This is a genomic window from Frankia sp. QA3 (assembly GCF_000262465.1).
Classification (GTDB): Bacteria; Actinomycetota; Actinomycetes; order Frankiales; family Frankiaceae; genus Frankia.
Genome location: NZ_CM001489.1, coordinates 1,912,544 through 1,937,211, shown reverse-complemented (window position 1 = coordinate 1,937,211; position 24,668 = coordinate 1,912,544). Strand labels below are relative to the sequence as shown.

Genomic DNA, 24,668 nt, shown 5'->3' with positions numbered 1-24,668 from the left:
GCCGTTCACCCGCGCCTTCCGCCAGCACACCGGTGACACCCCGGGCGCCTACCGCCGGCGCCTGGCGTCGGCTGCGCGCTGAGGGTCACCGGCCGACGACCCGCACCTGCGGGTAGGCCCGGCTCGGCCCGTCGAGCAGCGGCTGGGCGCGCCCGCCCAGCCAGCGTTCGACGAACGCCCCGACGTAGGCGCGGGTGATCGCCAACGCCTGCCGGCCGGTCAGCGCCTGCGCCTGCGGCGGCGGCGCGGCGGGCAGCGGGATCTGGTCGGCGAGGACGGGATCGTCGGTGAAGCTGAAATGGTCGGCGCCGTCGACGTCGAGCCACAGCCGCGGCGGGCCCATGTGCGCCCACGCCTGCACCCAGGTCCGATCCTCGTCCGCCGCCGGGGGGTCGCCGGCGCCGGGATGGTTCGCCGCCGCGCCGAGCAGCAGGAACGCCCGCCCGCCGAAACCGCCGGCGCCCACCGGCTCACCGAGGGTGCCGTCCATGTCGACCCCGGCGCGCACGCGGCGGTCGTGCAGCATCACCGACGCCGCCGCCGCCCCGCCGAGGGAGTGCCCGACCGCGGCGATGCGCGCGCGGTCGATGATCTGCGCGCCGTGCCAGGCCGGGTGCGGCCCGGTGAGGCTGTTCAGGACGAAGGACAGGTCGGCGGCGCGTCCGCGGGTGGCGGCCTGGAAGTCGGCGTCGGTGCGCATCCGCTCGCACGCCAGGCAGGTCAGCATCCGCCCGCCGGGAAACGCCGTGCCGGTCGACTCGTAGGGGTGGTCGACGGCCGCGGCGACCAGGCCGCGGCTGGCCAGGTCCTCGGCGAGCCCGGTCAGCGAACGGCGCCCAACCCCCAGGCCCGGGGACAGCAGCACCAGCGGCCGGCGCCCGGGCAGCGGGCGCGCCCCGGCGCGGCTGGCGATCGCGGTGTCGCTCAGCGCCTGCACGGGCAGGAGGTCGGCCAGGCCCAACGCGGCCAGGTAGAGGCGGACCTCCTCGACCGTGGCGTAGCGCGCCGGGGTGCCGGTGGCGGCCCGCGCCGGGTAGTAGACGTCGACCATCAGCTCCCGCGCGACGCCCGGCACCCACGGGTCGCGCCGATGACGGTCGACCAGGTGCACCGTGTCCCGGCCGACGGCGAAGGGCCCGGTGGGACGGGGCAGGGCCAGCCGCACCGGCCGTCCCGCCACCGTCGGCGGCCGCGCGCCCGCCGCCGCCGCCGACACCGACGGGGTCGGGGTCGGGGCGGCGGCACGCGGCGGGGATACCGAGGCCTGCGGGAACGCCGAGGCCTGCGGGAACGCCGAGGCCTCGGCGCTGCCGGCACCGGCGACGGGGAGAAGGAGGATCGCTGCGGCGAGGGACACCGTGCGGAGGATTGCCATCACTGCTCGCACTCTAAGTGCCGCCCCGGTCGCCGACCGTGCACCCCGGTAGTCTGTCAGGCGACACCCCACCGCCGCGCCCACCGCCTCCGTGCCGGCGGACCGTGCAGGTCAGGCCGTCCGCGCCGCGGGGGACGTCCGCCGCGGCGGACCTACGACAGGCCCTCGTAGGCGGCGATCACGATCCCCAGGGCCCGGTGGTCACCCAGGCCGCCGTCGTCGAGCATCTGGTTCATCACGTACGACACGGTCAGCCGGGCGTCGAGGTCGACCATCACCAGCGAGCCGCCCCACCCGCCCCAGCCGCAGGAACGGTCGAAGATGCCGTAGCCCATGCCGTAACGCATCGAGGCGCCGAGGATCTGGTCGACGCCGCGGTACTGCTGCTCGCGGGCCCGCTCGCAGCCGGCCGCCGACAGCAGCCGCACGCCCCGCGCCGTGCCCCCGCCGGCCAGCACCGACTGCACGGCACCGACGGAGCGGGCGTTGCCGAACCCGCTCACCGACGGGATGTGGGCGCGCCGCCAGGCCAGGGTGTTGGCGTCGCTGACGCGTATGCCGACCCCGGGCGCCGCGGACGCGCCCCGGTCGGCCCCCGGCGGGGCGGCAACCAGGTCCCCTGACGGCGCCGACGGCGGGGCGAGCACGGGCGCGACGCGGTGGTCGTGCTCGGCGGGCAGCCCGATGTGGAAGTCCGCGCCCAGCGGCGCGGCCACCTGCTCGGCGAAGAACTCCCCCAGCGGCCGGCCGGTGATGCGGCGTACCACCTCACCGACGAGGAAGCCCTGGGTGAGCGAGTGGTATCCGGCCAGGGCGCCGGGCTCCCAGCGCGGGGCCTGCGCGGCCAGGCGCGCCGTGACCGACGGCCAGTCGTAGAGGTCGGCCACGCTCAGCGGATCGTCGAAGTCCGGCAGGCCCGCGGTGTGGGCCAGCAGGTGGCGTACCTGCACGCCCTGCTTGCCCGCGGCGGCGAACTCGGGCCAGTACCGGGCGACCGGCGCGGCCAGGTCGAGCTCACCGCGGTCGGCGAGGATCAGCGCGCACAGCGCCGTCATCGTCTTGGTGACCGACCAGACGTTGGTGATCGTGTCGCGTTCCCAGGCGACGGTGCGCCCGGCGTCGGTGTGACCGCCCCAGACATCGACGACCAGCTCGCCGTCGAGGTGGACCGCCGCCGAGGCGCCGACGTCCTCGGCGGCCAGCGACTGCGCCAGCGCGTCACGCACCGCCGTGAACCGCCTGTCGTAGCTGCCCGCAACCTCGATCACGAGGGTGAACCTAGCCCAGCGACACCCACCATGGTCAACTCGTTTTCCGCCGGGCGACGAGGCCGACCGCAGGTCCAGGCGGACCCCGGCGGCGCGGCGGGTCGCCACTGCGCGCATCCAGCCGCGCGCGGCTACCGATCTTTCATTTGCCGGGTCGGGTGGAGATGATCCACGACACCTCCGGCCCGGTGATCATGATGGTTGGCTTGGCGGTAACCCCGATGGCTGTGTCTGCGGCGGTCCCGGTATCCGATCAACACCCGCCGCCGAACCGACCCGGGAACCATCAGCACGAACCACCAACCGACACCACCCATGAAAGATCAGTAGTCGGGTGCGCGGCCCCAGGCGATGGCGGTGGCGAAGGACAGGTCGAAAAACGCCGGGTCCGCGAGGCAGTCCAGGGCCTCGTCGAGGGTGTCGTCGCCGGCCAGGTCCAGCTCGCGGATGTGGGGGCGCAGCCGCGTCAGGGTCAGCGCCCAGCACTGGGCGGAGGCGCCCGCGCCGCCGGTGGTCGGCAGGTGCACGCTCACCCCCACGTCGACCAGGCCGCGGGCCTGCAGGGGGCCGGGGAACCCGCGCGCCCAGGCGGAGTCCGTGCCGATGGTCTTCGCCAGCGCCTCGTCGATGCTCAGCATGGCCCGGCGGAACGCCGGGTGGGGTGAGGAATCGAGGGGGAACGCGGCGATCGACTCGACGACGAGGACGCCGGCGGGTTTCAGCCAGTCCCGCAGGCGGTCCAGGACGTGCTCGCGGTCGGGAAGATGCTCCAGGACGAACCGGGCGTGGATGAGGTCGAACGGCCCGCCCGGGGGCGCGGGGTCACGGGTGACGTCGTGGCGCAGGACCGTCAGTTCCGGGCCGGCGAGGACGTCGAGGTGGCGGGTGTCGACGTCGGTGGCGACCACATGGCCGGCCCTGGTGGCATGGCCGGCCCCGGCGTCGGTGGCCGGGCCGGTGGTGGAGTCGGCGTCGGCACCGGTGACGCGGTCGGCGAGCCAGGCCGCGATCGACCCGCCGCCGGCGCCCACCTCCAGGCATCGCCAGCCGACGCCGACGCCGCGTTCGTCCAGGACGCGGATCGTCGTCGGGTCGCAGACCGCGGCCATGGCGGCCAGCCGGGCACGTTCGGTGTCGGTCGGGCCACCCAGCACATCGTCGGCGTAGCGGCGTTGCTGCGGGGAGGGATGCCGGTGGGAAGTCACGCCTGGCAATTCTGCCGCAACCGTGGGCATCGCGGCCCGGGCAGGCCCAGCATCGCCTGCCCGGCCCGAGTGCATCCGATCGGCCGTCCTCCGCTTCGGCGCCTTGGTCCAATTCGCGCGCAACCCTGGGGCGGCGGACGCATACTCCACGTCATGTCGACGGACTACGAGCTGCCAGCCGCGAGCGGCGTTGGGCGGATGAGCCCGGCCGGCGAGGTCGCGGACAGCACGGACAGCAGCCCCGACGAGGACGGCCTGCTCCGTCTGCTCACCGAGGTGGTTGCGGTACCTTGGCGCCTGCGCCGGGCCGCGGCCCGCGCGCACGCGGCGGGCGACGGCGATCCCGGCTGGCGGGCCCGGTGGGCGTTGCGGCGGCTGGTGAGAGCGTGCCGTGCCGGCCGGCTCGCGGGCGTCTCGGCGCTGGCCTACGTGGTGGCGGCCTCGCGGCCGACGCGGTCCGGCGAGCACCCGACGAGCCAGCCGCCACCCCTTCCGGCCGCCGCCGTGCGGGCACTTCACGACGAGCTGGCGATACGTATCCGCTATGGGACGGCGCCCTTCAGCGGGTGGGCCGATGCCGTCGTCGCGACGATCGCCCCCTACTGGGCGCACAGCTGCCAGCCGGACCTGTTCGGGCTGGTGCACACGGCGGTCACCGGCGAGGGCCGCGAGGACTGGCAAAACATCACTGGCCGCCGGGCACGGGTGGCCCGCGCCCTGCCACGCGAGGACAGATTGCCGCTGCTCCTGCTGCGCCTGCGCGGACAGTCGCCCGCGTCGCCCGCGTCGCCCGCGCGGGGGGCCAGGCAGTGGGCCCTGCTCACGGAGGTGCTGGCCAGGCGCTGGCCCCGCGAGATCGTCAGCGCGGTCGCCGAGGCGGACCCGGCGCTCGCCCAGGGCGCGGCGGACACCCTGCGGGCCACGTCGGTGCCGAAGGCGCTCGACGAGCTGGCGTCGGCCTGCCTGCGCGAGACCTCGCCGGCCACGGATCGGTGGCTCGCGCTGCTCACCGACAACCGCCACCTGCCCGCCGACGACGCGCATCGCGTCGTCGCCGCGGCGCTGCGCCACGACGACGGCCACCTTGCCACCCACGGCGCGCACGGCGTCGGCCTGCTGCTCGACGCGCTGGTCGACCGGCCCGTGCCGCGCGCGCTGGCGGACGCCCTGCGGCGTGCTCTGCGGCACCTGACCAGCCCGGCTGCCCGCGCGGAGCTCCTGGTCACCGCGCAGCTCGCGCCGGACTCCGCCCGGCGCGACGAGGCCCGCAGCGCTGCCGTCGAAGGTGACCACGTGCCGGCACCCGGGGCGGAGCGGGCCCTGTTCTCCTTCCTCAGCGAGCAGTGGGACCGCTACGAGGAGGTGGACGCCGACGGCCGGCTGATCGCCGACGCCAGCGGGGCGGCCGAGAAGACCACCAGGGCCGCGGTGCGTGCCGCGGCGCGGCGCTACGGCCGTACCGACGTCGTGGCGGTGTTCCTCGGCGGCGACCCCACCGCCCCCACCGACGCCCCTGACCGCGTCGGCGAGCTGACCCGAGCGGAGATCGACTATGTCGTCGGCGCCCTGATCGCCGAAGGCCGGGCGGAGCAGGCGTGGCGGCTGGCGTTCCGGCTGCCGTTCGTCCCGGCGCTGGCAGTCGCGGCCCGGCTGCGCGCCGCCGGGTACCGGCCCGCGGGCGTCGCCGACGAGTCGCTGCTGGCGATGGCCGCCGACGCCCACGCGCGGTTCGGCGAGGCCGAGCTCGACGACCAGCTCGCGACGCCACCCGAGCCCAGGCGCATCGAGGGGCACACCAGGGGATCGTCCGGGGACCGCGCGACGCCGCAGGCGCTGTCGTTCTCCCCCGACGGCCGCGAGCTGGTGATCGCGACCCACCACGATGTCTCGGAGCCGACCGGCGAAGGGGTCTACGCGGTGCCGAACAACTGCCACGTCCCCTCCACGAGGAGGCAGTGGATCCCCTACGTCAGAAGGTCGCAGTACGACCAGGTGGAGCTCGTCGACCCGGCGGGCGGGCGGCTGTGGTGTTTCGACCGGTTGGACGGTCCCGTCACCGAGGTGTGCGCGGCCGGTGGGGGCCGGGTTTTCGCCGCAGCGGCCCGGGTGGGGCTGTTCACGCGCCAGGCGGTCCTGTTCCTCGACGGGGAACGCCGACGCGAGCTCGGCTTCCACCAGGACGCGGTGGTCGCCCTGATGGCGCTGTCCGGCGGCGGGGCGCTCACCGTGTCCCTGGACCGGACGATCGCCTTCTGGGACGCCGACGGTGAGAACGGCGAACGCCTGCGCGTCGAGGACCCGTCACCGCACTGGGCCGCGCTGTCCCCCGACGGCCGCACGCTGCTCGTCGTGGGAGCGCGCCTGACTCGGTATGACGTGCAGGCACGCCGCCTGATCACCCCGGTTTCACAGACACGCGTGAGGATGTCGAGATTCGGCTTCGGCCCTGACGGCACCGGGATCCTGACCGAGTTCGACGGCGAGCAGACGATCTACAACGTCGAGCGGGCGACGCGGGAGCGATCCCTGCCCCTTCCCGGGTACCGTGGCGCGCCGCTGGGCATCTTCCCCCTGCCCGGCGCGGGTGCCGTGATGGTCGTGCGCGGCTCCGCCGGGCCGCAGGTGCTCTCCTGGCCCGACCTCGCCCCCGTCTACGACCGCACGTGGGCCGCCCCGGGCAAGACCGAGGCGGCGGCTGTCACCGCGCCAGGGACGCATCTCGCGACCGCGCACGGTGCCACGATCTTGCTGCGGGATCTGCGGGGAGTCGCGGTGTCGCGCATCCTGCGCCGGCCGCTGCGCGACGCGCGCCCCGGTGACGCTGCGACCCTCGACGAGGCGGCCTCCTGGCTGCCCGCCACGGCGGTGGGCGCCGCCCTGCTACGCCACCGGCTCTGACCCGTCCGGGCCGGGCGGGCCGGGCGGGCCGGTCGAGGCGGTCGAGGCGGTCGAGGCGGTCGACGAGTGTGAAGCGGGGTGCGGTCGCGGCGATGAGTCTGCCGGCCGCCCGCGGGTCTACCTTCCGACCGGGACACAACCAACTCGTCGGGAGTACGGCATGGGGCTGATCCACATCGCGCTGTTCGCAACCCTCGACCTCGTCGGGCAGGCGCCCGGCGGCCCCGAGGAGGACCCGGTGGGGTTCCCGTTCGGCGGCTGGCAGGCGCCCCTGCTGGACGAGGTCGCCGGGGCGCAGGTCGCTGCCGCGTACGAGGGCACGGACGCCCTCCTGCTCGGCCGGCGGACGTATGACATCTTCGCCGCCTACTGGCCGTACCAGGAGGGCGGCGCGGACAACGAGTTCGCCACGCTGTTCAACAGCGTCCCGAAGTACGTGGCCTCCCGCGCCACGCCCGACCTCACCTGGGCCGGGTCCACGCGGCTGGGCCCGGATCTGCCCGGCGCGGTGCGCGAGATCCGTGACCGGCACGCGCACGTGAAGGTCGTCGGAAGCCTGAACCTGGTGCAGACGCTCCTGCGCGAGAAGCTCTTCGACCGTCTCGACCTGTGGGTGCACCCGGTCGTGCTCGGCGTCGGGAAGAAGGTGTTCGACGGTGGCGCGGTGCCCACGAACGTCACCCTCCTCGAACCGCCGGTAGCCAGTCCGAAGGGCACCGTGTACCTGCGCTACGGGCTCGCCGACGGCACGCCCGCGACCGGGGACATGAGCGCACCCGACCGCGGTGTCGGGCGCGACGACTGACGCGCGCCCGCGCCAGGTGGGTCCGTACCCGGCCGGCCCCGGCGCACCGCTCGCGCCGGGGCCGGCCCACGTCAGGGCGTCGTGATCGGCGCCTGCAGTTCGGTCACCCACCGCTCGGGGGCGTGCGGGGGGCAGGACAGGTACACCTCGCGGGCGTAGCCGGCGCTGCGATGGCCGTGGGCGTCGATCCACCGGGCCAGGGTCTGGCCGGTGGCGACGATGTCGTTCATGGATCCGTGGTGGGTGAGGGTGGCCGCGGCGGGGACCGCCGGGAGCTCGACGATCGTGAGGTCGTGGCCGGCGTCGTGGCCGGCGGCGGCGTCGTGGCCGGTGGCGACGGGCAGGGCCGCGTGGACGTTGATCGTGCCGTCACCTTCGGCGGTGTCGGTGTAGTAGGCCAGGGCGGGCCCGGTCGGGGTCAGGCCGGCGCGGGCGAGGCGGTCGATCAGGTCGGCGAACAGGGGCGTGAGGACCGGGGAGATGTCCTCGGGGGCGTAGCTGGCGCAGGTGGCGACCAGTTCCGCGACGCGGACGGCGGCGACGGGCTTGGTCACGACAGTGTCGGTGGGCATGTGTTCCTCGCTTTCGATGGCGCGAAGCCTCGCCTGCACCCGGGCGAGCCGGGCGGTGTCGGCCGCGATCGTCGCGGTGAGTTCGGCTCGGCGCAGCCGCAGCATGCCGCGCAGTTCGTCGACGCTGACCTGCTCGTCGACGATGCTCCGCACCTGCGCGAGGGTGAAGCCGAGGTCCTTCAGGGCGATGATCCGGTTGAGTCGGGCGAGCTGACCGTCCTGGTAGAAGCGGTAGCCGCTGCCCGGGTCGACATGGGCGGGCCGCAGCAGTCCGATCGCGTCGTAGTGGCGCAGCATCCGGACCGACACGCGCCCGCGGCGGGCGAAGTCTCCAATGGTGAACATGACGCCTACCGGTCTACGACCTGCCACCGTGTCAGGGTCAACGTCCGGCCGTCGCGCGTTTATCGGCGGCCGGACGAGGACCTCGTCCCGGTCGCCCCCCGGTGGGCGACGCGCCCGCGCGCCGCCCACCGGGGCCGGTCACCCGCCGAGGGCGGTGAACGCGCCGTCGCGCAGAACGGGGACGACGGCGTCGGCGTCGAGCTGCGCGGCGCTGGCGACGTCGTCGTCCCAGCCCAGCTCCAGCAGCTCCCGTCCGGAGACGGACCCGCGCAGCTCGTCGTGCAGCTCGGGTTCGGCCGCACGGAAGGCGGCCAGGGCGGCTCGGGCCTCCGGGGAGAGCTGCGCCCGGGTCAGGGCGCCCGCCTCGACGGTGCGGGCGATGATCGCGCCGGCGCCGAGCAGGTCGTCGACGGCGGGACGCAGCGGACCGGCGTGCTCGCGTCCCTGCGCGTCTGGCCACCGTTCTCCGGCGGCGATCACCGCGACGCACCGGCCGGCGGCGAGATCGTCGGCGAGCACAGTGCCCACCGCCGCCGCGTTGCGCAGGCAGCCGGCGATGGGGGCCGTGCCGCTGTCGGCTGCCGCGGCCGACAGCGTGGCGCCGTTGGGTGAGAGCAGAACGAGGCGGGTGCCGGCCGAGATGTGGGCGAGGTCGGCCGGTGACAGCGACCATGGCGTGGTCGGATCCTCACGCCGGCCGGCGAGAACCGCCCCGTGCTGCGCGGCGAACCGCACGGCGGTGGCGTCGCGCCAGCGCAACGGCAACACCTGCGCGCCGCGGGTGACCGCGACGCTGACCGCCGTCGTGAACCGCAGCACGTCGACGATCACGACGGTGTCGCTCACCGGCGCGAGAACGGCCAGGTCCTCACCACCCCAGCCGAAGCGGACGCGAAACGGCCGCTGCTCGCCGACACCCACCACGACGCACTCCTGTCTGCCTACGTGGACCGCCTACGGGGACCGTCTACGTGGACCGCTCGCGGTCGGCGCCCGCCCGGCAGCGCCTTTCTCCCAGTCCAGCAGATACCGGCAGGGTTCATTCCTCCTTTGCCGTGATCGCTCCACGCCCCGTCACCGCAGGTGGGGCTGATGGGGGCGACCTGGCGGGGCGCGGCGTCGGGTGTCCGGCGCGCCGGGCTACAGGCGGGCGAGGAGTTCGGCCTTCTTCGCGGCGAACTCCTCGCCGGTCAGGACGCCGCGCTGGTACAGATCGCCGAGCCGGTCGAGGGTCGCCAGCACCGCGTCGGCGTCGGTTCCCGCCGGGGCCGCCTGCGCGGGCGACGCAGGTGCGGTGGTCGACGCAGGTGCGGTGGTCGACGCGGCGGGTTCGGCGGCGGGCGGCGTCGGGGTGGTCGGGCTCGCCACCGGCAGGCTGTCGACGGTGAAGGTGCCGTGCTGGCTGGTGAACGACAGCGTGCCCGGCGCGGCGCCCTGCTGCTGGTGCACGCCGCCGATGGCATGGTCGAGCGTGTCGTAGACGCGCACGGGCCCGCCGCCGCTCTGCACGGCCAACCGTCTGAGCTGGGGGAACACCGCGTAGTGGGAGTCGTTCTGGCCGCCGCTGGCCTGGGGCCGCCCCAGCTCGCCCGGCCACCAGGAACCCGGTTCCGCCGCACCGCGGTTCGCCGGGTGAACCGGGCCGGGCTCGCCCGCGGACACCGGATCGGGCGCGGGCGCGTACACCGCGGTGGAGGCCAGCAGTCTCGACAGTTCGCTCGCCAGGCCGCTGACCGTTGCCTGCAGGCCATGGTTACCCATGTCGCCGACCATCGTCATGCCGCCCGCCATCCACTGGCCGCTGCCGCCGAACTCGGGGTGGGAGAACTGCGCCATGGTGCCGTTGCCCCGCCGGACCGCCTCCAGCATGGCCCGCACCGCGTCGGTGCTCACCGCGTACCTGGCGGAGAGGTCCGCGACCGCCTGCTCACCCTGGCTGGTCAACGTGCGCATGGTGCCGCCCCTGATGGTGGTGACATCCCGGCGACTGCCGCCAGCGGGGCCGTCACCGCGTCGGGTGCTCGGTCCGGGGTACTGCTGATGATCTGAACGCTGTCCGCCGCCCACCGCTGCGTCAACGCCGCAGGTTCACTCATGGCCGCAGCGTAGGGACAGAGCGACCCCCGCGACTCCGAGATGGGCCAGTTTCGTCCTACCGACCTGGACGCCGCCCCCGAGCTGGGGAATCTGCGCCGTCCCAAGACCAGATCCGCACCCGGTGGGGCGCTGTCCCGCTGATCGCCGGGCTAGGCTGTGCGGCGATGACTACCGGGACGGCATTGCGCCACACACGGATGGGTGACCCGGTGCTCTTCTGAGCGCCGTACGGGCCGGTGCGGGCCCGCTGTTCGATCGAGGCTCTTGTGCTGCCGCGCGGGCTCCGCCTCCGTCGTGTTGATCAGGCTTGACACATCAACCACGACAGGAGAATGCATGCCCACCACGACGCTGCAGGTTCCCACCGCGGACGGCCAGGCCGACGCTTTCGCCGCCTTCCCCGACCGCAGCGAGCGGCACCCGGGGGTGCTGCTGTACCCGGACGCCTTCGGCGTGCGGCCCGAGCTGGAGGAGAAGGCCCGCGAACTGGCCGCGTACGGGTACTACGTGCTCGTCCCCAATCTCTACTACCGGCACGGCCCGGCACCAGTGATCGAACTTCCCGCACATATCGGAGCAGAGATCCGGCCCGCGGTCTTCGCCCGGCTGATGCCCCTGATCGAGGCGCACACCACCGAACGTGCCCTGCGCGACGCCGACGCCTACCTCAGGTTCCTCACCACCCAACCCGAGGTCGGCACCGGACCGGTCGCCGTAATCGGCTACTGCCTAGGTGCCGTCCTGGCGATGCGCACCGCAGCCGCCCACCCGGACCAGGTGGCTGCCGTCGCCGGATTCCACCCCTTCTTCCTGATCACCGACGCACCCGACAGCCCGCACCGCCTCTTCCCCGAGCTCACCGCCCAGGTCCACCTCGGCCTCGCCGAAGGCGACATGACGCCCGAGTCCCTCCGCGCGCTCGACCAGGCCCTGGATGGCGCAGGTGTCGACCACACCTGCGAGATCTACCCCGGCACCCTCCACGGCTTCACCATGTCCGACACCGACGCCTTCAGCCCCTCGGCACTACAGCGCCACTGGGACCGCCTGCTCTCCCTGCTCGAGCGCACCCTGGCCAACCTCTGAGACGTCGGCTCGACGGTCGCCGGCGACGTGGCCGCGCTCGACAGCGCGGCCGGCGCCGCCGCGCCTGCTCGAGCCATTTCTCGGCGACCGGGCCGCCTCACTGATCGTCTGGCAGGGTGCGCCGGCCGGGCAGCGCTCGCTGCATGACCCACTCCGGCCGGTCACTGCCAGGGACCGCCGCTGCGACGCTGGTCCGGGAGAACCCGCTGCGCTGGTAGAGCCGGACCGCGTGGTGGTTGTTCTCGTACACCCTCAGCACGACCTTGTCGGCACCCGCCCGCGCGGCCCACGCGACCACGGCTGCGACGAGCAGGTCGCCGACCCCGCGGCCTCGGGCCGCCGGCGCCACCCACAGCGATATCAGCTCGACGGTGTCGAGGTCGGTCCGGTCACCGCTGATCATGCCAGTCGGCTGAGGCAGATGCCCCTCCCGACGTCCCGAACCCGGGCGACCCGTGACGAGCCCCCGCTCTCACCTGACAGAGCAGATTCGGTGAGATTCCCCCGCGATCGAAGCAGAGTCACCGAGACGGCCTGCAATCGGGTGGTCACCATCTCTGAGACTGTCTTGTCTCGTGTGAGTTGGCGGGGCTCACGCCGGCGCCTGCGAGACATCTTCGCTGGTCACGGCCACAAAACAAGTGAGGCGATGCTTCGATTCACTGGCGGCCAGAGCCGGCACCGTGCGGACGTTTGATCCGTGGTGGACCGATCCAGGCGGCGCCTGAAAGCATCGGTGAGCCCCGACAGGCTCGGGTCGCTCAGCGACGTCGAGCTGCTCGCCCGCGGTGGCGACCGATGCCTTCACCACTGCAGGCTTCCGTCTTTCCGTCATCAGCGAGCCGCAGCCCGACCCGGCCGCCCGTGAGCTGTTCCCGGACGGCTTCCAGGACCTTTCGACCAATCCCAACTTCCTGTTCTTTGTCGTCGAGGTACCGCGTCGTCGAGGTACCGCCGTCGGCTACCGGCTGGGGCAGCTGGCCAGTCGCGGATCACGAGCGGAGCCAGAGTCGGCGCCTGCCCCAGTACGGTGGCTTCGTATGACCGATTCCGAGATCGAGATCACCGCAGAGCTGGTCCATGACCTGCTGCAGGAGCAGCATCCGGACCTGGCAGGGCTGGCCATCCGCGAGGTGGCGGGCGGGTGGGACAACCAGCAGTGGCGCCTCGGGGACGAGTTGGCCGTGCGCATGCCGCGCACGGAACGCGCCCCGGACCTCCAGCGCAAGGAGCGCCGGTGGCTGCCCGTCCTGGCCCCGCGCCTGCCGCTCCCGGTCCCGAACCCTGTACGGATCGGTGAACCGTCCGCGCGCTTCCCGAGGCCCTGGACCATCAGGACGTGGGTTCCCGGCGAGCCACTGGACTACACCTCGATCAGCCGCGGCGACCACGCGGCCGACACTCTGGCGGGTTTCCTCAGAGCGCTCCACGTGGAGGCGCCCGTCGAGGCGCCGACCAGTTCGGACCGCGGCGCTCACCCCAAGAAGTGCACGGACGGCTTCGACCACTTCTTGCAAGCCGTTGCCCCCGGCGGCATTGCCGCCGACGTCCGGGCCGTCTGGGACGCCGCCGTTGCGGCCCCCGAGTGGGAGGGGGCGCCGGTTTGGGTGCACGGTGACCTTCATCCCGCGAATGTCGTCGTCTCGGCCGGGACGCTCTCGGGCGTGATCGACTTCGGTGACATGTTCGCCGGCGATCCGGCGTGGGACCTCGCGGCCGCATGGGTAGTCCTTCCCGCGGGCGCCGCCTCACGCTTCTTCGACGTGTACGCGCATGCGGACGAGGCGACGATCCGGCGCGCCCGCGGACTGGCTGCTCTGAAAAGCCTGATCCTCATGCTGATGGGCCAGAACGGAGACCGGGGCCTTCCTGGCGGCAAGCCGACATGGGGACCCGCAGGCCGGGCAGCGCTCGATCGTGTTCTGACAGGCGGTTTGGTGTAGGCACGGAGCGACGATCCCCAGACGTCGCTCTCGCGTCGCTCACGATGCCCTCCCCGTGGAGACGAACAGATCCGCTCGATGCTCCACGGTCAGCACCGTCGACGAGCGAGGACTCGCCCGCCTGGCCCACCACGAGATCGACCACCTCGACGGCCTGCTGTATCTCGCCAGGATGCGACCAGGTGCCGAGCCCCATCCTCGTCGAGGACCACCGGCCAACAGGCCGAGCCTGGACAGACGACACCGTCCGATGGGTCAAGGCGCGATCATCTCAGCCCGGGGAAATCAGCCTGCTATTTTCCACGAGTAGCCGCTGATGAAGAGTTCGCACCGCGACCAGGTCGGCTTCGGTGGCTTTCAGCGCGGCGCGGGTCTCGTCGAGCTGCCGTTGGAGTTCGTCGGTGGCGGGCGGGAGCGGCGTCCGGCCGGTAAGCGCTCCGGTCGCCGACGCGGTCAGGCCGTCCACTCGAAGCTGTCGCAGCTCGGCGAGGACCGCGTCCGGGCGCTGACACAGGTCGGTGTTCTGCTGCCTGAGCATCGCGTTCTCGGTACGCAGTGCCCGCTTGGTCGCGGACGGGGCTGCGGCTGCCTGCCGCCCTGCGTCTTCGGGTAGCGCTGCGTCTTCGGGCAGCGCTACCCGGACTTGTGCGGCGCGGATTTTCGAGTCGCGGTGTCGCTGGAGGTACTGACCGTTCACGCGGGCCCGGCGGGTGATCTCTGCGTCGCTCAGCGGTGTGCGTCGGCGCCGCATGCCGTCGAGCACGGCGGTGACGCGTGCCTGGCAGTTCCGGCTGTCGGCGCGGCGGCTGACGGCCGCGGCGTCTCGCCCGGCTCGCGGGATCTGGTGACGACGGGTGCTCGCTGTGCCGTCCGCGGTCATCGGCGCTGCCTCGGTAGCGAGCTGATGACGATCGGGTCGACGGAAGGTTGGCCGAGCCGCTGTGTCCACGCCCCTCTACCGCTCTGATCGTAGGCGCGGAGGGTCTTGGGGGATCGCTCGCCGGTGCGCAGGTACAGCATCCACTCGTCCAGCCATGATCGCAGTTCGTCCACGGGACGGAAGTTAGCGGGGCGTGGAGCGCTGTGCGAGGAAGCGTCTCGTCCACCCGGTGCGGTTCGGGTCGGTGAAGTGCCTGTGTAGCAGCGGTTTTCTACGAATCTCTCGGGTGGCATCTTCGGATCCTAGCGCCCGATAACGCCCGCTTATCGGGCGTCAGCGCAGGGACACGCGAGGGGTCCGATATCGTCGTTCCGTTCCGTGGTATAACGATGCCAGTTAACGTTTCATCTCGGCGATGATACGGAAATGACGGTACGAGACGGAATGAGGGATCGTGATGAGCCGGGTGCCCCGCCCCCCTCAGCAACGCCAGGAGCCGGACGAGCCGGACGGGCCGTTCCGCCCGCCGGCGCCGCGGCCGTCCGTCGAGCCCCCCGAGCTGCCCACCACCGCGCCGGGCGCGGCGCCGGCGGCGACCGGCGTCCCGGCGGACGCGGGGGGCATCCCCTCCCCCACGCAGGCGCCGGCCGGCCCTGACGCGGTGGCCGACCCGGCCCCGGCACCCGGCTCGGCCGCCGCGGACATGGCGGCGGATCAGGCGCGGCCGGTGCCTGTCGCCGCGGCGGGGGCGCGCTGCGCCTACCCGGGCTGCACACGCCCGGCCGCACCCGCCGACGGCCCCGGCCGCCCGCCGGCCTACTGCGACGAGCCGGCGCACAACCGGCTCGCCGCCTACCGGCGCCGGCGCGAACTGGCCAACCGTCCCGCCGGGCAGAACACCCCGGCGACGGGCAGCGCCCGGCCCGCGCCGATCCCCCGGCCCCTGGCCGCCGGGCGGGCGCGCGCCGAGGAACTCGCCGGGCAGGTGCAGACCCTCGCCGGCGAGCTGACCGTCACCCTGGACGCCTTCGGCCGGCAGCTGGCCCTGCTCGGCGACATCACCGCCGCCGAGGCACAGGTCGAGGCCGCCGAGGCCGAAGCCGCCGAACGGGTCGCCGAGGCCGTCGCCCGCGCGGTGCGCGCCGAGCAGAACGCCCGCGCCGCCGCGGCCGCCCGCGCCGAGGCCGACGCGGTGGCCGCCGAGGCCGTCACCGCCCTCGACGACGCCGAACGGGCGCCTGGCCGCCGCCGAGACGGCCCGCGCCGACGCCGTCGAGGAGTCCGCGGCCGCGGTGCGCGCCGCGACCGCCGCCGCCGAGGCCGCCCGCGCCGACGCCGACGCCGCCGTGGCGGCCGCAGGCGTCCAGGCCCGCGCCGACCTCGACGCCGCCCACCGCGACGCCGCCGCCCGCCTCGCCGAGGCCCACAGCGTCGCCGAGCAGCGGATCGCCGAGGCCACCGCCGCCCGCGACCACGCCGTCGCCGAACTCACCCAGCTGCGCCGCGACGCCGAGCGCGACGCCCGCATCCGCACCGAGCTGCGCGCCGAACGCGACGCGCTGCGCGAGGACATCCGCGTCGAACGCGCCGAGGCGCTGCGGCTACGCCAGGCTGGCGACGCCGACGCCCAGCGGCTGCGCGCCGAGACCACCGCCGACCTCGACCGCGTCCGCGCCGAGACCACCGCCGAGATCAGCCGGATCCGCGCGGAGGCGGCCGCCGAGATCGAGCGGATCCGCGCCGAGGCCGAGGCCCGCCTCGACGCCGAACGCCAGGCCGCCGCCGAACGCCTCGCCGTGATCAGCGAGGCCCGCGCCGAGGCCCGCACCCGCGCCGAACGCGCCGAACGCCAGGCCGACGACCTCGCCGCCGAACTGCGCGCCCTGCGCACCCCCGGCCCACCCGGCCGCTGAGCCGCTGAGCCGCTGAGCCGCTGAGCCGATCGTCGCCTGTGGTGATGCGGGACGGCGTATCCGCGGTTCACATGGACGATCTCGTCGCGGGAGTTGCACGACGGGTTCACGGTGAGCGCGGCGCAGGGCAAGGACAACCCGGCCGATCTGCTCAACGCGGCACTCGAGCAGTTGGTGAAGGCCCGCTGCGAGCTGCCGGGCTAGACGACGTTGGATCAGACGGGTGCGGCTGTTGACCGAGATCGCGGTAGACGGTGTTCTTCGGCGACAGGTCGTTGTGACAGACGACGTCGTGGCCGTCGGCCAGCGGTGTCCCCGTGGTGAGGTCGTGCAACTCGCAGACCAGCTCGGCGGCCCGGATCAGGCCTGCGTCGGACCGGACGGCAGGCGCGTGTTCGACCTTCCAGGGAACGGGCCCGTCTATGAAGCTGAGGATCTCCCGGTGCTGCTCGTCGATGCCGAGGAACCGTGGCGCTGCCTGCCATCCCTGCTGGTCGAGAAAGCCGAGCAGACGGTGGACGAAGTCGGACCGGGACGTACGTGGCCTGCGCACGGTGTCGCCGATCCGGACAACCGTGTTCACGAAGCCGCCGGGCATGGCCTCTTCGGTCATGTCCGTCTCCCGCACGATCCACAGCTGACCGGTAGTGCTCGTTCTACCTGCCCACGCCCACCCCTGGGCACGCGGGCATTCATCTCGGGAAGCTGCCCGGCTCAGTCCGGCTGCTGCGCAGTTCGCGCCGGTCCACGTCAACGCCCTGCTGTTGCACCAGGTCCTCGCCGAACCGGAGCCGAACCGGAGCCGAACCGGACCGGGCAAAGAAGCTGTCCGACCTGACGGAGCCCTGATCAGCCGTGCCACACCCCGGTCGCGGCGGTGGTCCTGACGTAGTCGGTGAAGTCGCGGGGTTCGCGACCAAGAGCCCGCTGAACGCCGTCGGCGAGCTGGGCGAAACGGCCCTCACTGATCCAGCCGGAGAGCATGTTCAGCAAGGCGACGTACTCCTCCGGCAAGCCCTGCTGCGTGGCGTGGGCCGCGAAGTCGGCCGGTGAGACGGGACGGTAGGTGATGTCCCGGCCGGTGGCCTGGGCGATCTCATCGATCACGGCGCCCAGGCTCAGCAGCCGCGGCCCGGACAGCTCGTAGGCCTGCCCGCCGTGGCCGTCCTCGGTGAGGGCGGCCACGGCGACGTCGGCGATGTCTTCGACGTCGATGAACGGCTCGGCGCCGTCCCCGGTCGACAACACGACTTCGCCGTCAACGAGCTGCCCTCGGAAGAGGGAATCCTCGCTGAAGTTCTGCGCGAACCAAGCCGGCTTCAGGATCGTCCACGCTGCGCCGGATTCCCGCACCGCGCGCTCGCCGGGAAGTTTTTCCTCGCCGGCGGGCACCACCCAGTCGCGGTTGGACAACAGCACCAGCCGCTCGACACCGCTGGCCACGGCGAGCTTGCTGAAGGAGCTCAGCGATGTCGCGGCGTCACTGAGCTGTGAGTCGACCAGGTAGGCCGCGCCGACGCCCGCCAGCGCGGGCTCCCAGGTGTTCTCGTCGTTCCAGTCGAAGCGGGTCGGCCCCTTCCGGGAGGCCGCGCGGACCTCGTGTCCGCGCTGCTGGAGGCGGGAGACCACGCGGCGTCCCGTCTTGCCCGTGCCACCGAGGACCAGGATCGGTTTCGTCATGTGATCAGTCAAACAGTGCGCCGGTGAGTCGGGGAATGGTTCACGCGCTCACATTGATGTCTCAGCGTCTAGGCTCGCTGCGTGGATCCGCTGGCGAGCCTTCTGTACGAGGTGCGATCCGACGGCGCCCTGTTCAGCCGGAACATCGTGGCCCCGCCCTGGTCGGTCCGCTTCGCCGACGGGACGCCGCTCGCCGTCATCACCATGCTGCGCGGCGCGGGCTGGGTCGTCCCCGGCGACGCCGCGCCCGTCGCGCTCGGCCGTGGCGATGTGGCCATCGTGACCGGGGCGGAGCCGTTCTCCATCGCCGACGACGCCGGCGCGGGGACGCCGCCGCTCTACGTGGTGCACCCCGACCAATGCACGACGGCCGACGGCGAGGACATCAGCGACGACGTCATCCTGGGCCTTCGCACCTGCGGGAACAGCCCGGACGGCCCGACCGTGCTGCTCACCGGCAGCTATCAGGCCGACGGCCGGGTCTCCGAACGGCTGCTGAGCGGGCTTCCCCGGGTGCTCGTGGTTCGCCACGACGGCAAGCTCGGCCCGATCCTGGACCTCACCGGCAGGGAGATCAGTCGGGACGACCCGGGACAGCAGGCCGTTCTCGACAGGCTCCTGGACCTGCTGCTGCTGTCCACGCTGCGGGAGTGGTTCACCCGCCCGCAGGCCGATCCGCCCGCGTGGTACCGGGCGCTCGGCGACCCCGTCGCGGGCAGGGCACTGCGACTGATCCACGACCGGCCCGCGCGTCCGTGGACCGTGACCGCTCTCGCCGAGGAGACCGGCGTGTCGCGAGCCACCTTCGCCCGCCGCTTCAGCGACCTGGTCGGCGAGCCGCCCATGACCTACCTGACCGGCTGGCGCCTCGCCCTGGCGGCCGACCTGCTGGTGCGCACCGAGGCCACCGTGGAATCGATCGCCCGGCAGGTCGGCTACCGAAGCGCCTTCGGGTTGAGCGTGGCCTTCAAGCGCGTGTACGGAACCCGCCCCAGCCAGCACCGCGCAGCCGCCGCCCGGATGGCCAGCTACAGCTAGGAAGGCGCCGGGTGGCGCGGGCAACGGATCATCACACTCCCGGCAGTACCGCCTTTCCCGCGAGGCCACCGCCGCGAAGCCCTGAACGCTACCGGCGGGTCACTCGTCCCCTGGTGTCCGAGCTAGAGGGCTTGGACCCCTTCAAGCCCTACTCGGACCAGCGCTGGACCGAGGGTCAGACCAACGCCTGGAAGCTGTGGCCACAAAGTCATCGCCGGATCAAAGATTCCCCGTGTAGCCAGGGATTCAGTCTTGCCAGGTCCCGGCGGCCGCTGCGCGCTTCACGAAATCGCTGAAGTCGCGGGACGGGCGGCCCAACGCGCGCTGCACGCCGTCAGAGATGTGGCTGTCCATGCCGCGCCGGATCGGGCTGACCGCGTCGGCGTAGTCCTCTGCGTCGCCCCGGGACCACCCCTGTGCGACGAGCTCGGCGACGAAGTCCTCCGGCGCCACGGGCATGTAGCGAACCGTGCGGCCGGTGGCCTGCGAGATCTCGGCCACAGCCCCGGCCATGGTCACCGCGCGGGGGCCGGACACCTCGTAGACCTGGCCCGTATGCCCGGTCTCGGTGAGGGCCGCGACCACGACCGCGGCGATGTCCTCGGCGTCGACGAAACTCGCCGCGCCGTCCCCGGCCGGCAGGCGCAGCTCACCGGAGAGCACGGCGTCCAGGAAGAAGCCTTCGCTGAAGTTCTGCGCGAACCAGGCGGGCCGGATGATCGTCCACTCCGGACGGCAGGTGCGGACGGCGTCCTCGCCGTCGATGTGCGTCTTGCCTGCACCACTGTTCTCGCCCGCGTAGCCGGGGACGTCCACCCCCCGCCCGGACAGCAGCACGACCCGCTTGACCCCGAGCTCCTCGCACCGCTGGACGAACGGACGCGTCAGCAGCTCACCGTCGAACGGAACGAGGTAAACCTTCTCGACTCCTTCCAAAGCGGCGTCCCACGTGTCACGGTCGGTCCAGTCGAAAGGCGGGTCGCTCGACCGCGACCCCACGCGGACCGGAACGCCCTTGTCCTTCAGCCGGGACACGACCCGGCTGCCAGACTTACCCGTGCCGCCGGTAACCAGAAACGGATGCCGAATCATGCGGCCAGTCAAACCCGCGTTCGGGATTCGGGCCATGCCTCAAACGCTCGTTTCGATTTCTGTGCGTCTATATTGGCGGCGTGGACACGCTGGCAGGCCTGCTGGACGGAGTACGGGCCCGCGGGGCCCTGATCACCCAGACCGTCATGACTCCGGGCTGGTCGCTGCGCTTCGCGAGCGGCGCCCAGCTCAGTCTTGTCACCATGCTGCGTGGCCAGGCGTGGCTCGTCTCCACCGGCAACGACCCGGTGGCGATCGGACCGGGGGACATCGCCGTCATCCGCGGCCCCGAGCCCTACACTGTGACCGACGATCCGTCCATCTCACCGCACCTGACGATCACCAGCGCGGACTACTGCGCCCGAACAGCCCGCGTTCGTGCGCGTGAAGGCATCGTGCTGGGCCCGCGGACGTGCGGTGTCACCGAAACAGGCTCCGCCCGGCTGCTCAGCGGCGTCTACGAGGGCCCGGCCGGCATCAGCGGACGCCTGCTCGACGCACTGCCCCGCGTCCTGGTGGTCCAGGAGGCGACGGGCGACCCGCCGATGACGCAGATCATCGCCCGGGAAACGACCAAGGACAAGCCTGGGCAGCAGGCCATCCTGGACCGCCTTGTGGAGCTCGCCCTCGTCTCGGCCCTGCGCACCTGGTTCGACCGCCCGCAGAACAACCCACCAACCTGGGAACGCACCACAGGCGATTCCGTAGTGACCCTCGCCCTCCGCCTCCTGCACGAGAACCCAGCCCATCCGTGGACGGTCGCCGAGCTCGCGACCAAGACCGGAACCTCCCGCGCCCTCCTTGCCCGCCGCTTCGCCGCGAAGGTGGGCGAACCCCCCATGGCCCACCTGACCGGTTGGCGCATCACCCTTGCCGCCGATCTCCTGCGCGAAACCGACGCCACTGTCAGCTCGATCGCCAGGAAAGTGGGCTACGCCAACGCGTTCGCACTCAGCGTCGCCTTCAAACGCCGCCGCGGCATGACCCCCAGCGAACACCGCGCCAGCTCCGCCTCCCAGACCCACGCAGGCTGACAGAGCTGGAACGCGCCCCTCTACGGCGGGACTTCACGACGACGTCTCAGCCACAAGCTCGCTACCCCCATCAGCCCGAGAAGCGCCAGGAGGCACGGCATCGCCCGACGGCACTCGACCGCACGCTCAAGCGCGGCGGCGCCCAGTTCCCCGTACTCCCCGGGGACGTCGACGAGGAAGAGACCGCGAAGCTGGGCGTCACGGTCTCGAGCGCTCAGGTCCGCTCGAACGGCGCGCAGCTTGCCGAACTGGGGCGCCTGCTCGACGCGGGCACGGTCCGCGTCGCGATCGACAGCACGTTCGCGCTCGCGGATGCCCGAGCCGCGCACGAACGCGCTGCCCGAGGGCACATCCAGGGCAAGATCGTGCTCACGGTCGCTTAGTGGTCCGCTCGGACGGCAGGTCTCCTGACGTTCACGCCGACATGGCCTGGCCACCGCCGTCGGCATCCTCTGCGCAGGCTGTGGCCAGGTCGTCCAGCGACAGGTCCAGCGCGTGGGCCAGGGCCGCCACGGTGAAGAAGGCCGGGGTCGGGGCCCGGCCGGTCTCGATCTTGCGAAGTGTCTCCGCGGACACCCCGGCCGCCGCTGCCACGTCCACCATGCTGCGGTCACCGCGGACCTCGCGGAGCAGGGCCCCGAACCGCTCTCCGCGTTGCCGCTCTTGCGGGCTCAAAGGAACTCTCACCATGTCCGTGATACTAATACCGGTATAAGTATTGGATAGCGTCGCATCGCAGGGAGTCACGACACATGGTGGAGATCAAGACCGACACGGCACTGGAGACGATGCGTGAAGCCGGACGCGTCGTGGCCGAGGCCCTCGCAGCCGCCCGCCAATCGGCAGCCGTGGGGGTCCGCCTGCGCGAGCTCGACGAAGCCGCCCGCACCGTCCTGACCAAGGCCGGGGCGCGCTCTCCGTTCCTGGGCTACCAGCCCTCCTTCGCCCCCACCCCCTTCCCAGCGGTGATCTGCGCCTCCGTCAACGACGCCCTCGTGCACGGCATCCCCGACGACTACCGCCTGCGCGACGGCGACCTGGTCAGCATCGACTGCGGAGCCGAACTCGACGGCTGGACCGGCGACGCCGCGATCAGCTTCACCGTCGGCACCCCCCGTCCCGCCGACCTGGAACTCATCGCCGCCACCCAGCAGGCACTGGACGCTGGCATCGCCGCCGCCACCGTCGGCCACCGCATCGGAGACATCTCCCACGCCATCAACACCGTCGCCCGCACCGCTGACTGCGGCATGCCGGCCGACTTCGGCGGCCACGGCATCGGCCGCCAGATGCACGAAGACCCCCACGTCCCCAACCACGGACGACCCGGCCGCGGCTTCCCCCTGCGCCACGGCCTCACCCTCGCCATCGAACCCATGCTCATGGCCGGAGGACGCAACGACTACCGCACCGACCCCGACGGATGGACCCTGCGCACGATCGACGGCAGCCGCGCCGCCCACATCGAACACACCATCGCCATCACCCAGGACGGCCCCCGCATCCTCACCCTGCCCTGACCTCGAACCCGCTCACCCGCGGCAGCAGACGACGCCGGCCGCTGTCGGGAAGAACAGACCTGCGATCACAGGCTCCCACCGGCGTCGATTCCCTGGCAGGCAGCCACGCGCCCTTGACCGCGGAGCGGATCGCGCGTCGGCGCACGCAGGCGCTTTGGGCGACGGCCGGCTCGGGCGACGAAGCCGCGTCGCGTGCCTGCGACCATGGACCTGTGGCGACCCCGGACATGTCTGACCCCGCGACCAGGAAGGTCACGGCAGCGGCGTGGCGCCGTGTTCCGAGCCGATCGCGCCGTGAGGCCGTTCATCTCGCGGGACGCGGCCGGCGCCACCCGGACCAGGCGATTGCCGAAGCCGCCGAGACGTGGGCACAGATGATCCTTCGCCCGGTCTGGTGGAACCGCGTTCCCGCCTGGACGCTCACCGCGCTCGGACTGGTGTTCACCGCCGGCGGCCTGCTGCTGACCGATCCGATACCGGCGGTCGGCGGCATTGTCATCCTCGTCGCCGGTTGCCTCGGCTGGATCCAGCACAGGGCCGCCTCGCGCCTCGTCGCCGCCTCGCCAGACACCGAAAATCCCGGGCGGCGATGGGCGGGCCGCTGCTAGGGTTACCGCTGTCGGAGTCGCATGAGGGAGATGACGGTCCTATGGGTGCGGTGAGCGAGTTTCGCGATGCCCTCACCCGGGTCGCCGACTGAGGCGGTTTCCCCCGCCGTGGCCCGGGACATTCTCACCTCGTCCGGAGCCGCACATCATGCCAAGCACCATCTCCCGACCGCGCAGCATTCTCATCCTCGGCGGCACCCGTTTCGTGGGCCGCGCCCTGGCCGAGGCCGCGCTGGCCGACGACCACCGGGTGACGCTGTTCCACCGCGGTCAGACCAACCCCGGGCTGTTCCCCGCGGCCGAGACCGTCCTCGGCGACCGCACCCGTGACCTGTCCGCTCTCGCCGGCCGCCGTTTCGACATCGTCGTCGACGTCGCGGGCTACGACCCGCCGGTCGTGCGTCGCGCGGTCGACGCGCTACGCGGCCGGGTCGACCGGTACGTCTACGTCTCCTCGCTGTCTGTCCTGGCCGACCAGAGCACACCGCAGAACGAGGACGGGGCTTTGCTGGAACTCGACGACGACACGGCGCCGGAGAAGCTCTACGGGGCGCGGAAGGCGGCCTGCGAACGCCTGGTGCGCGACGCCTTCGGCGCGCAGGCGCTCATCGTCCGCCCCGGCCTGATCGTCGGACCGCATGATCCCACGGACCGCTTCGCCTACTGGCCGCGCCGGTTCGCCCGCGGCGGGCGCGTCCTGCTGCCCGGGGACCCGAGGGACCTCGCCCAGTTCATCGACGTGCGCGACCTGGCGAGCTGGATCGTGCGGTCGGTGACGTCGGGGGTGGGCGGGGTGTTCAACGTGACCGGCAGCCCGCTGCCGTTCGGTGCGTTCTTCGACGCCTGCCAGGCCCACGCCGGCACGCCGGCCACGGCGGTCTGGGTGTCGAGCGGGCGGCTGATCGCCGCCGGGGTCAACCCGTGGATGGGGATTCCGATGTGGATCGCCGCGCCCGGGTGCGAGGCCATCAACCAGGTCGACGTCACGCGGGCGACGGCTACCGGGCTGACAATCCGTCCCCTGGCGCAGACTCTGGCGGACACGCTCGCATGGGACACCGCCCGCGGCGGCCCGGCGCGGGGCCACGAAGGCCTCAGCGAGCAGGAGGAACGCAGGCTCCTCCGCGAGCTGGTGGGCTGACGCAGGCGTAGACCCGAGAACCAGGGAGCCGTTTTCCACTTCACCGTAGCGCTGTTTGCCTCCCGGCCGTTCAGCGGCAGCTCGCACTCGGAGTGACTGTCCTGGGCGGCCGGCTTATCCAGGTCTCGGGGCTCGAGCAGCAACCGAACGGTCAGTGGCGTTAGCGGT

Annotated in this window: 23 protein-coding genes and 1 pseudogene; 11 read left to right on the top strand and 13 right to left on the bottom strand. The window is 72.7% G+C overall.

The window, feature by feature from the left end; all coding sequences use genetic code 11:
- Positions 1-85 precede the first annotated feature (85 nt).
- The 3 genes from FRAQA3DRAFT_RS07725 to FRAQA3DRAFT_RS07715 form a co-directional block, all read right to left on the bottom strand.
- Positions 86-1,375 (bottom strand): lipase, encoded by a 1,290-nt coding sequence (locus FRAQA3DRAFT_RS07725; RefSeq protein ID WP_009738513.1) that lies wholly within the window; start codon positions 1,373-1,375, stop codon positions 86-88.
- A 152-nt stretch (positions 1,376-1,527) separates the two neighbouring features.
- Positions 1,528-2,643, bottom strand: coding sequence for an EstA family serine hydrolase (locus FRAQA3DRAFT_RS07720; RefSeq protein WP_009738512.1), 1,116 nt, complete (start codon positions 2,641-2,643; stop codon positions 1,528-1,530).
- A gap of 323 nt (positions 2,644-2,966) precedes the next feature.
- Positions 2,967-3,878 carry a class I SAM-dependent methyltransferase gene (locus FRAQA3DRAFT_RS07715; protein ID WP_051054200.1) on the bottom strand — a complete coding sequence of 304 codons (912 nt, stop codon included), beginning with the start codon at positions 3,876-3,878 and terminating at the stop codon, positions 2,967-2,969.
- A 123-nt stretch (positions 3,879-4,001) separates the two neighbouring features.
- Here FRAQA3DRAFT_RS07715 and FRAQA3DRAFT_RS07710 point away from each other — a divergent pair, with 123 nt between their 5' ends.
- Both FRAQA3DRAFT_RS07710 and FRAQA3DRAFT_RS07705 read left to right on the top strand, forming a co-directional pair.
- The gene (locus FRAQA3DRAFT_RS07710; RefSeq protein WP_009738510.1) at positions 4,002-6,746 is read left to right on the top strand and encodes a hypothetical protein; all 2,745 of its coding nucleotides are present in this window, start codon (positions 4,002-4,004) and stop codon (positions 6,744-6,746) included.
- 160 nt (positions 6,747-6,906) lie between these two features.
- On the top strand, positions 6,907-7,551 hold the full coding sequence (locus FRAQA3DRAFT_RS07705; RefSeq protein ID WP_009738509.1) for a dihydrofolate reductase family protein: 645 nt from the start codon (positions 6,907-6,909) through the stop codon (positions 7,549-7,551).
- A 71-nt stretch (positions 7,552-7,622) separates the two neighbouring features.
- Here the strand turns inward: FRAQA3DRAFT_RS07705 and FRAQA3DRAFT_RS07700 are convergent, their stop codons facing one another.
- The 3 genes from FRAQA3DRAFT_RS07700 to FRAQA3DRAFT_RS07690 form a co-directional block, all read right to left on the bottom strand.
- Positions 7,623-8,468, bottom strand: coding sequence for a MerR family transcriptional regulator (locus tag FRAQA3DRAFT_RS07700; protein ID WP_009738508.1), 846 nt, complete (start codon positions 8,466-8,468; stop codon positions 7,623-7,625).
- Between the two features lie 138 nt (positions 8,469-8,606).
- Positions 8,607-9,392, bottom strand: coding sequence for a 2-phosphosulfolactate phosphatase (locus FRAQA3DRAFT_RS07695; protein WP_009738507.1), 786 nt, complete (start codon positions 9,390-9,392; stop codon positions 8,607-8,609).
- 216 nt (positions 9,393-9,608) lie between these two features.
- The gene (locus FRAQA3DRAFT_RS07690) at positions 9,609-10,421 is read right to left on the bottom strand and encodes an SHOCT domain-containing protein (RefSeq protein WP_009738506.1); all 813 of its coding nucleotides are present in this window, start codon (positions 10,419-10,421) and stop codon (positions 9,609-9,611) included.
- Between the two features lie 480 nt (positions 10,422-10,901).
- Between FRAQA3DRAFT_RS07690 and FRAQA3DRAFT_RS07685 the strand changes: the two genes are divergently transcribed.
- Complete coding sequence (locus tag FRAQA3DRAFT_RS07685; protein WP_009738505.1) at positions 10,902-11,651, top strand: dienelactone hydrolase family protein; 750 nt, start codon at positions 10,902-10,904, stop codon at positions 11,649-11,651.
- Between the two features lie 97 nt (positions 11,652-11,748).
- Here FRAQA3DRAFT_RS07685 and FRAQA3DRAFT_RS07680 read toward each other — a convergent pair whose 3' ends face one another.
- Entirely contained in the window at positions 11,749-12,054 is a 306-nt protein-coding gene (locus FRAQA3DRAFT_RS07680; protein ID WP_009738504.1) for an N-acetyltransferase, read from the bottom strand.
- Positions 12,055-12,691: 637 nt separating this feature from the next.
- Between FRAQA3DRAFT_RS07680 and FRAQA3DRAFT_RS07675 the strand changes: the two genes are divergently transcribed.
- Entirely contained in the window at positions 12,692-13,594 is a 903-nt protein-coding gene (locus tag FRAQA3DRAFT_RS07675) for an aminoglycoside phosphotransferase family protein (protein WP_035920661.1), read from the top strand.
- A 271-nt stretch (positions 13,595-13,865) separates the two neighbouring features.
- Here FRAQA3DRAFT_RS07675 and FRAQA3DRAFT_RS34715 read toward each other — a convergent pair whose 3' ends face one another.
- Together FRAQA3DRAFT_RS34715 and FRAQA3DRAFT_RS36860 are read right to left on the bottom strand one after the other, a co-directional pair.
- Positions 13,866-14,474 carry a hypothetical protein gene (locus tag FRAQA3DRAFT_RS34715; protein ID WP_009738503.1) on the bottom strand — a complete coding sequence of 203 codons (609 nt, stop codon included), beginning with the start codon at positions 14,472-14,474 and terminating at the stop codon, positions 13,866-13,868.
- A gap of 852 nt (positions 14,475-15,326) precedes the next feature.
- Entirely contained in the window at positions 15,327-15,686 is a 360-nt protein-coding gene (locus FRAQA3DRAFT_RS36860; protein WP_232291962.1) for a hypothetical protein, read from the bottom strand.
- 80 nt (positions 15,687-15,766) lie between these two features.
- Between FRAQA3DRAFT_RS36860 and FRAQA3DRAFT_RS36855 the strand changes: the two genes are divergently transcribed.
- Positions 15,767-16,387, top strand: coding sequence for a hypothetical protein (locus tag FRAQA3DRAFT_RS36855; protein WP_009738501.1), 621 nt, complete (start codon positions 15,767-15,769; stop codon positions 16,385-16,387).
- Positions 16,388-16,538: 151 nt separating this feature from the next.
- Here the strand turns inward: FRAQA3DRAFT_RS36855 and FRAQA3DRAFT_RS07660 are convergent, their stop codons facing one another.
- On the bottom strand, positions 16,539-17,000 hold the full coding sequence (locus FRAQA3DRAFT_RS07660; protein WP_009738500.1) for a phosphotransferase: 462 nt from the start codon (positions 16,998-17,000) through the stop codon (positions 16,539-16,541).
- Between the two features lie 236 nt (positions 17,001-17,236).
- Positions 17,237-18,067: an NAD(P)H-binding protein gene (locus FRAQA3DRAFT_RS07655; protein WP_009738499.1), complete on the bottom strand. Its 831-nt coding sequence runs from the start codon at positions 18,065-18,067 to the stop codon at positions 17,237-17,239.
- Between the two features lie 81 nt (positions 18,068-18,148).
- Between FRAQA3DRAFT_RS07655 and FRAQA3DRAFT_RS07650 the strand changes: the two genes are divergently transcribed.
- Positions 18,149-19,105, top strand: a complete 957-nt coding sequence (locus tag FRAQA3DRAFT_RS07650; RefSeq protein WP_009738498.1) for an AraC family transcriptional regulator — start codon at positions 18,149-18,151, stop codon at positions 19,103-19,105.
- Positions 19,106-19,351: 246 nt separating this feature from the next.
- Here the strand turns inward: FRAQA3DRAFT_RS07650 and FRAQA3DRAFT_RS07645 are convergent, their stop codons facing one another.
- The gene (locus FRAQA3DRAFT_RS07645) at positions 19,352-20,233 is read right to left on the bottom strand and encodes an NAD(P)H-binding protein (protein WP_009738497.1); all 882 of its coding nucleotides are present in this window, start codon (positions 20,231-20,233) and stop codon (positions 19,352-19,354) included.
- 44 nt (positions 20,234-20,277) lie between these two features.
- On the opposite strand from FRAQA3DRAFT_RS07645, the gene FRAQA3DRAFT_RS07640 reads away from it, so the two are divergent.
- A complete protein-coding gene (locus FRAQA3DRAFT_RS07640) occupies positions 20,278-21,231 on the top strand; it encodes an AraC family transcriptional regulator (RefSeq protein ID WP_009738496.1) in 954 nt (317 codons plus the stop codon).
- 119 nt (positions 21,232-21,350) lie between these two features.
- Positions 21,351-21,614: pseudogene (locus FRAQA3DRAFT_RS38505) on the top strand (zinc-binding dehydrogenase); the annotation flags it as partial.
- Between the two features lie 31 nt (positions 21,615-21,645).
- On the opposite strand, the gene FRAQA3DRAFT_RS07630 reads toward FRAQA3DRAFT_RS38505, so the two are convergent.
- Positions 21,646-21,921, bottom strand: a complete 276-nt coding sequence (locus tag FRAQA3DRAFT_RS07630; protein ID WP_009738495.1) for a helix-turn-helix domain-containing protein — start codon at positions 21,919-21,921, stop codon at positions 21,646-21,648.
- 62 nt (positions 21,922-21,983) lie between these two features.
- Here FRAQA3DRAFT_RS07630 and map point away from each other — a divergent pair, with 62 nt between their 5' ends.
- The 3 genes from map (at position 21,984) to FRAQA3DRAFT_RS07615 (ending at position 24,500) form a co-directional block, all read left to right on the top strand.
- Positions 21,984-22,751 (top strand): type I methionyl aminopeptidase, encoded by a 768-nt coding sequence (map, locus tag FRAQA3DRAFT_RS07625; protein ID WP_009738494.1) that lies wholly within the window; start codon positions 21,984-21,986, stop codon positions 22,749-22,751.
- 212 nt (positions 22,752-22,963) lie between these two features.
- Positions 22,964-23,359, top strand: a complete 396-nt coding sequence (locus FRAQA3DRAFT_RS36850) for a hypothetical protein (protein ID WP_232291960.1) — start codon at positions 22,964-22,966, stop codon at positions 23,357-23,359.
- Between the two features lie 148 nt (positions 23,360-23,507).
- A complete protein-coding gene (locus tag FRAQA3DRAFT_RS07615) occupies positions 23,508-24,500 on the top strand; it encodes an NAD-dependent epimerase/dehydratase family protein (RefSeq protein ID WP_009738492.1) in 993 nt (330 codons plus the stop codon).
- Positions 24,501-24,668: the final 168 nt, after the last annotated feature.

Excerpts from the sequence above, each read along its gene's own strand:
- FRAQA3DRAFT_RS07725 (WP_009738513.1), bottom strand. The coding sequence starts at position 1,375 with ATGGCAATCCTCCGCACGGTGTCCCTCGCCGCAGCGATCCTCCTTCTC.
- FRAQA3DRAFT_RS07715 (WP_051054200.1), bottom strand. The coding sequence starts at position 3,878 with ATGCCCACGGTTGCGGCAGAATTGCCAGGCGTGACTTCCCACCGGCAT.
- FRAQA3DRAFT_RS07710 (WP_009738510.1), top strand. The coding sequence starts at position 4,002 with ATGTCGACGGACTACGAGCTGCCAGCCGCGAGCGGCGTTGGGCGGATG.
- FRAQA3DRAFT_RS07705 (WP_009738509.1), top strand. The coding sequence starts at position 6,907 with ATGGGGCTGATCCACATCGCGCTGTTCGCAACCCTCGACCTCGTCGGG.
- FRAQA3DRAFT_RS07700 (WP_009738508.1), bottom strand. The coding sequence starts at position 8,468 with ATGTTCACCATTGGAGACTTCGCCCGCCGCGGGCGCGTGTCGGTCCGG.
- FRAQA3DRAFT_RS07690 (WP_009738506.1), bottom strand. The coding sequence starts at position 10,421 with ATGCGCACGTTGACCAGCCAGGGTGAGCAGGCGGTCGCGGACCTCTCC.
- FRAQA3DRAFT_RS07685 (WP_009738505.1), top strand. The coding sequence starts at position 10,902 with ATGCCCACCACGACGCTGCAGGTTCCCACCGCGGACGGCCAGGCCGAC.
- FRAQA3DRAFT_RS07680 (WP_009738504.1), bottom strand. The coding sequence starts at position 12,054 with ATGATCAGCGGTGACCGGACCGACCTCGACACCGTCGAGCTGATATCG.
- FRAQA3DRAFT_RS07675 (WP_035920661.1), top strand. The coding sequence starts at position 12,692 with ATGACCGATTCCGAGATCGAGATCACCGCAGAGCTGGTCCATGACCTG.
- FRAQA3DRAFT_RS34715 (WP_009738503.1), bottom strand. The coding sequence starts at position 14,474 with ATGACCGCGGACGGCACAGCGAGCACCCGTCGTCACCAGATCCCGCGA.
- FRAQA3DRAFT_RS07660 (WP_009738500.1), bottom strand. The coding sequence starts at position 17,000 with ATGACCGAAGAGGCCATGCCCGGCGGCTTCGTGAACACGGTTGTCCGG.
- FRAQA3DRAFT_RS07655 (WP_009738499.1), bottom strand. The coding sequence starts at position 18,067 with ATGACGAAACCGATCCTGGTCCTCGGTGGCACGGGCAAGACGGGACGC.
- FRAQA3DRAFT_RS07645 (WP_009738497.1), bottom strand. The coding sequence starts at position 20,233 with ATGGCCCGAATCCCGAACGCGGGTTTGACTGGCCGCATGATTCGGCAT.
- FRAQA3DRAFT_RS07630 (WP_009738495.1), bottom strand. The coding sequence starts at position 21,921 with ATGGTGAGAGTTCCTTTGAGCCCGCAAGAGCGGCAACGCGGAGAGCGG.
- map (WP_009738494.1), top strand. The coding sequence starts at position 21,984 with ATGGTGGAGATCAAGACCGACACGGCACTGGAGACGATGCGTGAAGCC.
- FRAQA3DRAFT_RS07615 (WP_009738492.1), top strand. The coding sequence starts at position 23,508 with ATGCCAAGCACCATCTCCCGACCGCGCAGCATTCTCATCCTCGGCGGC.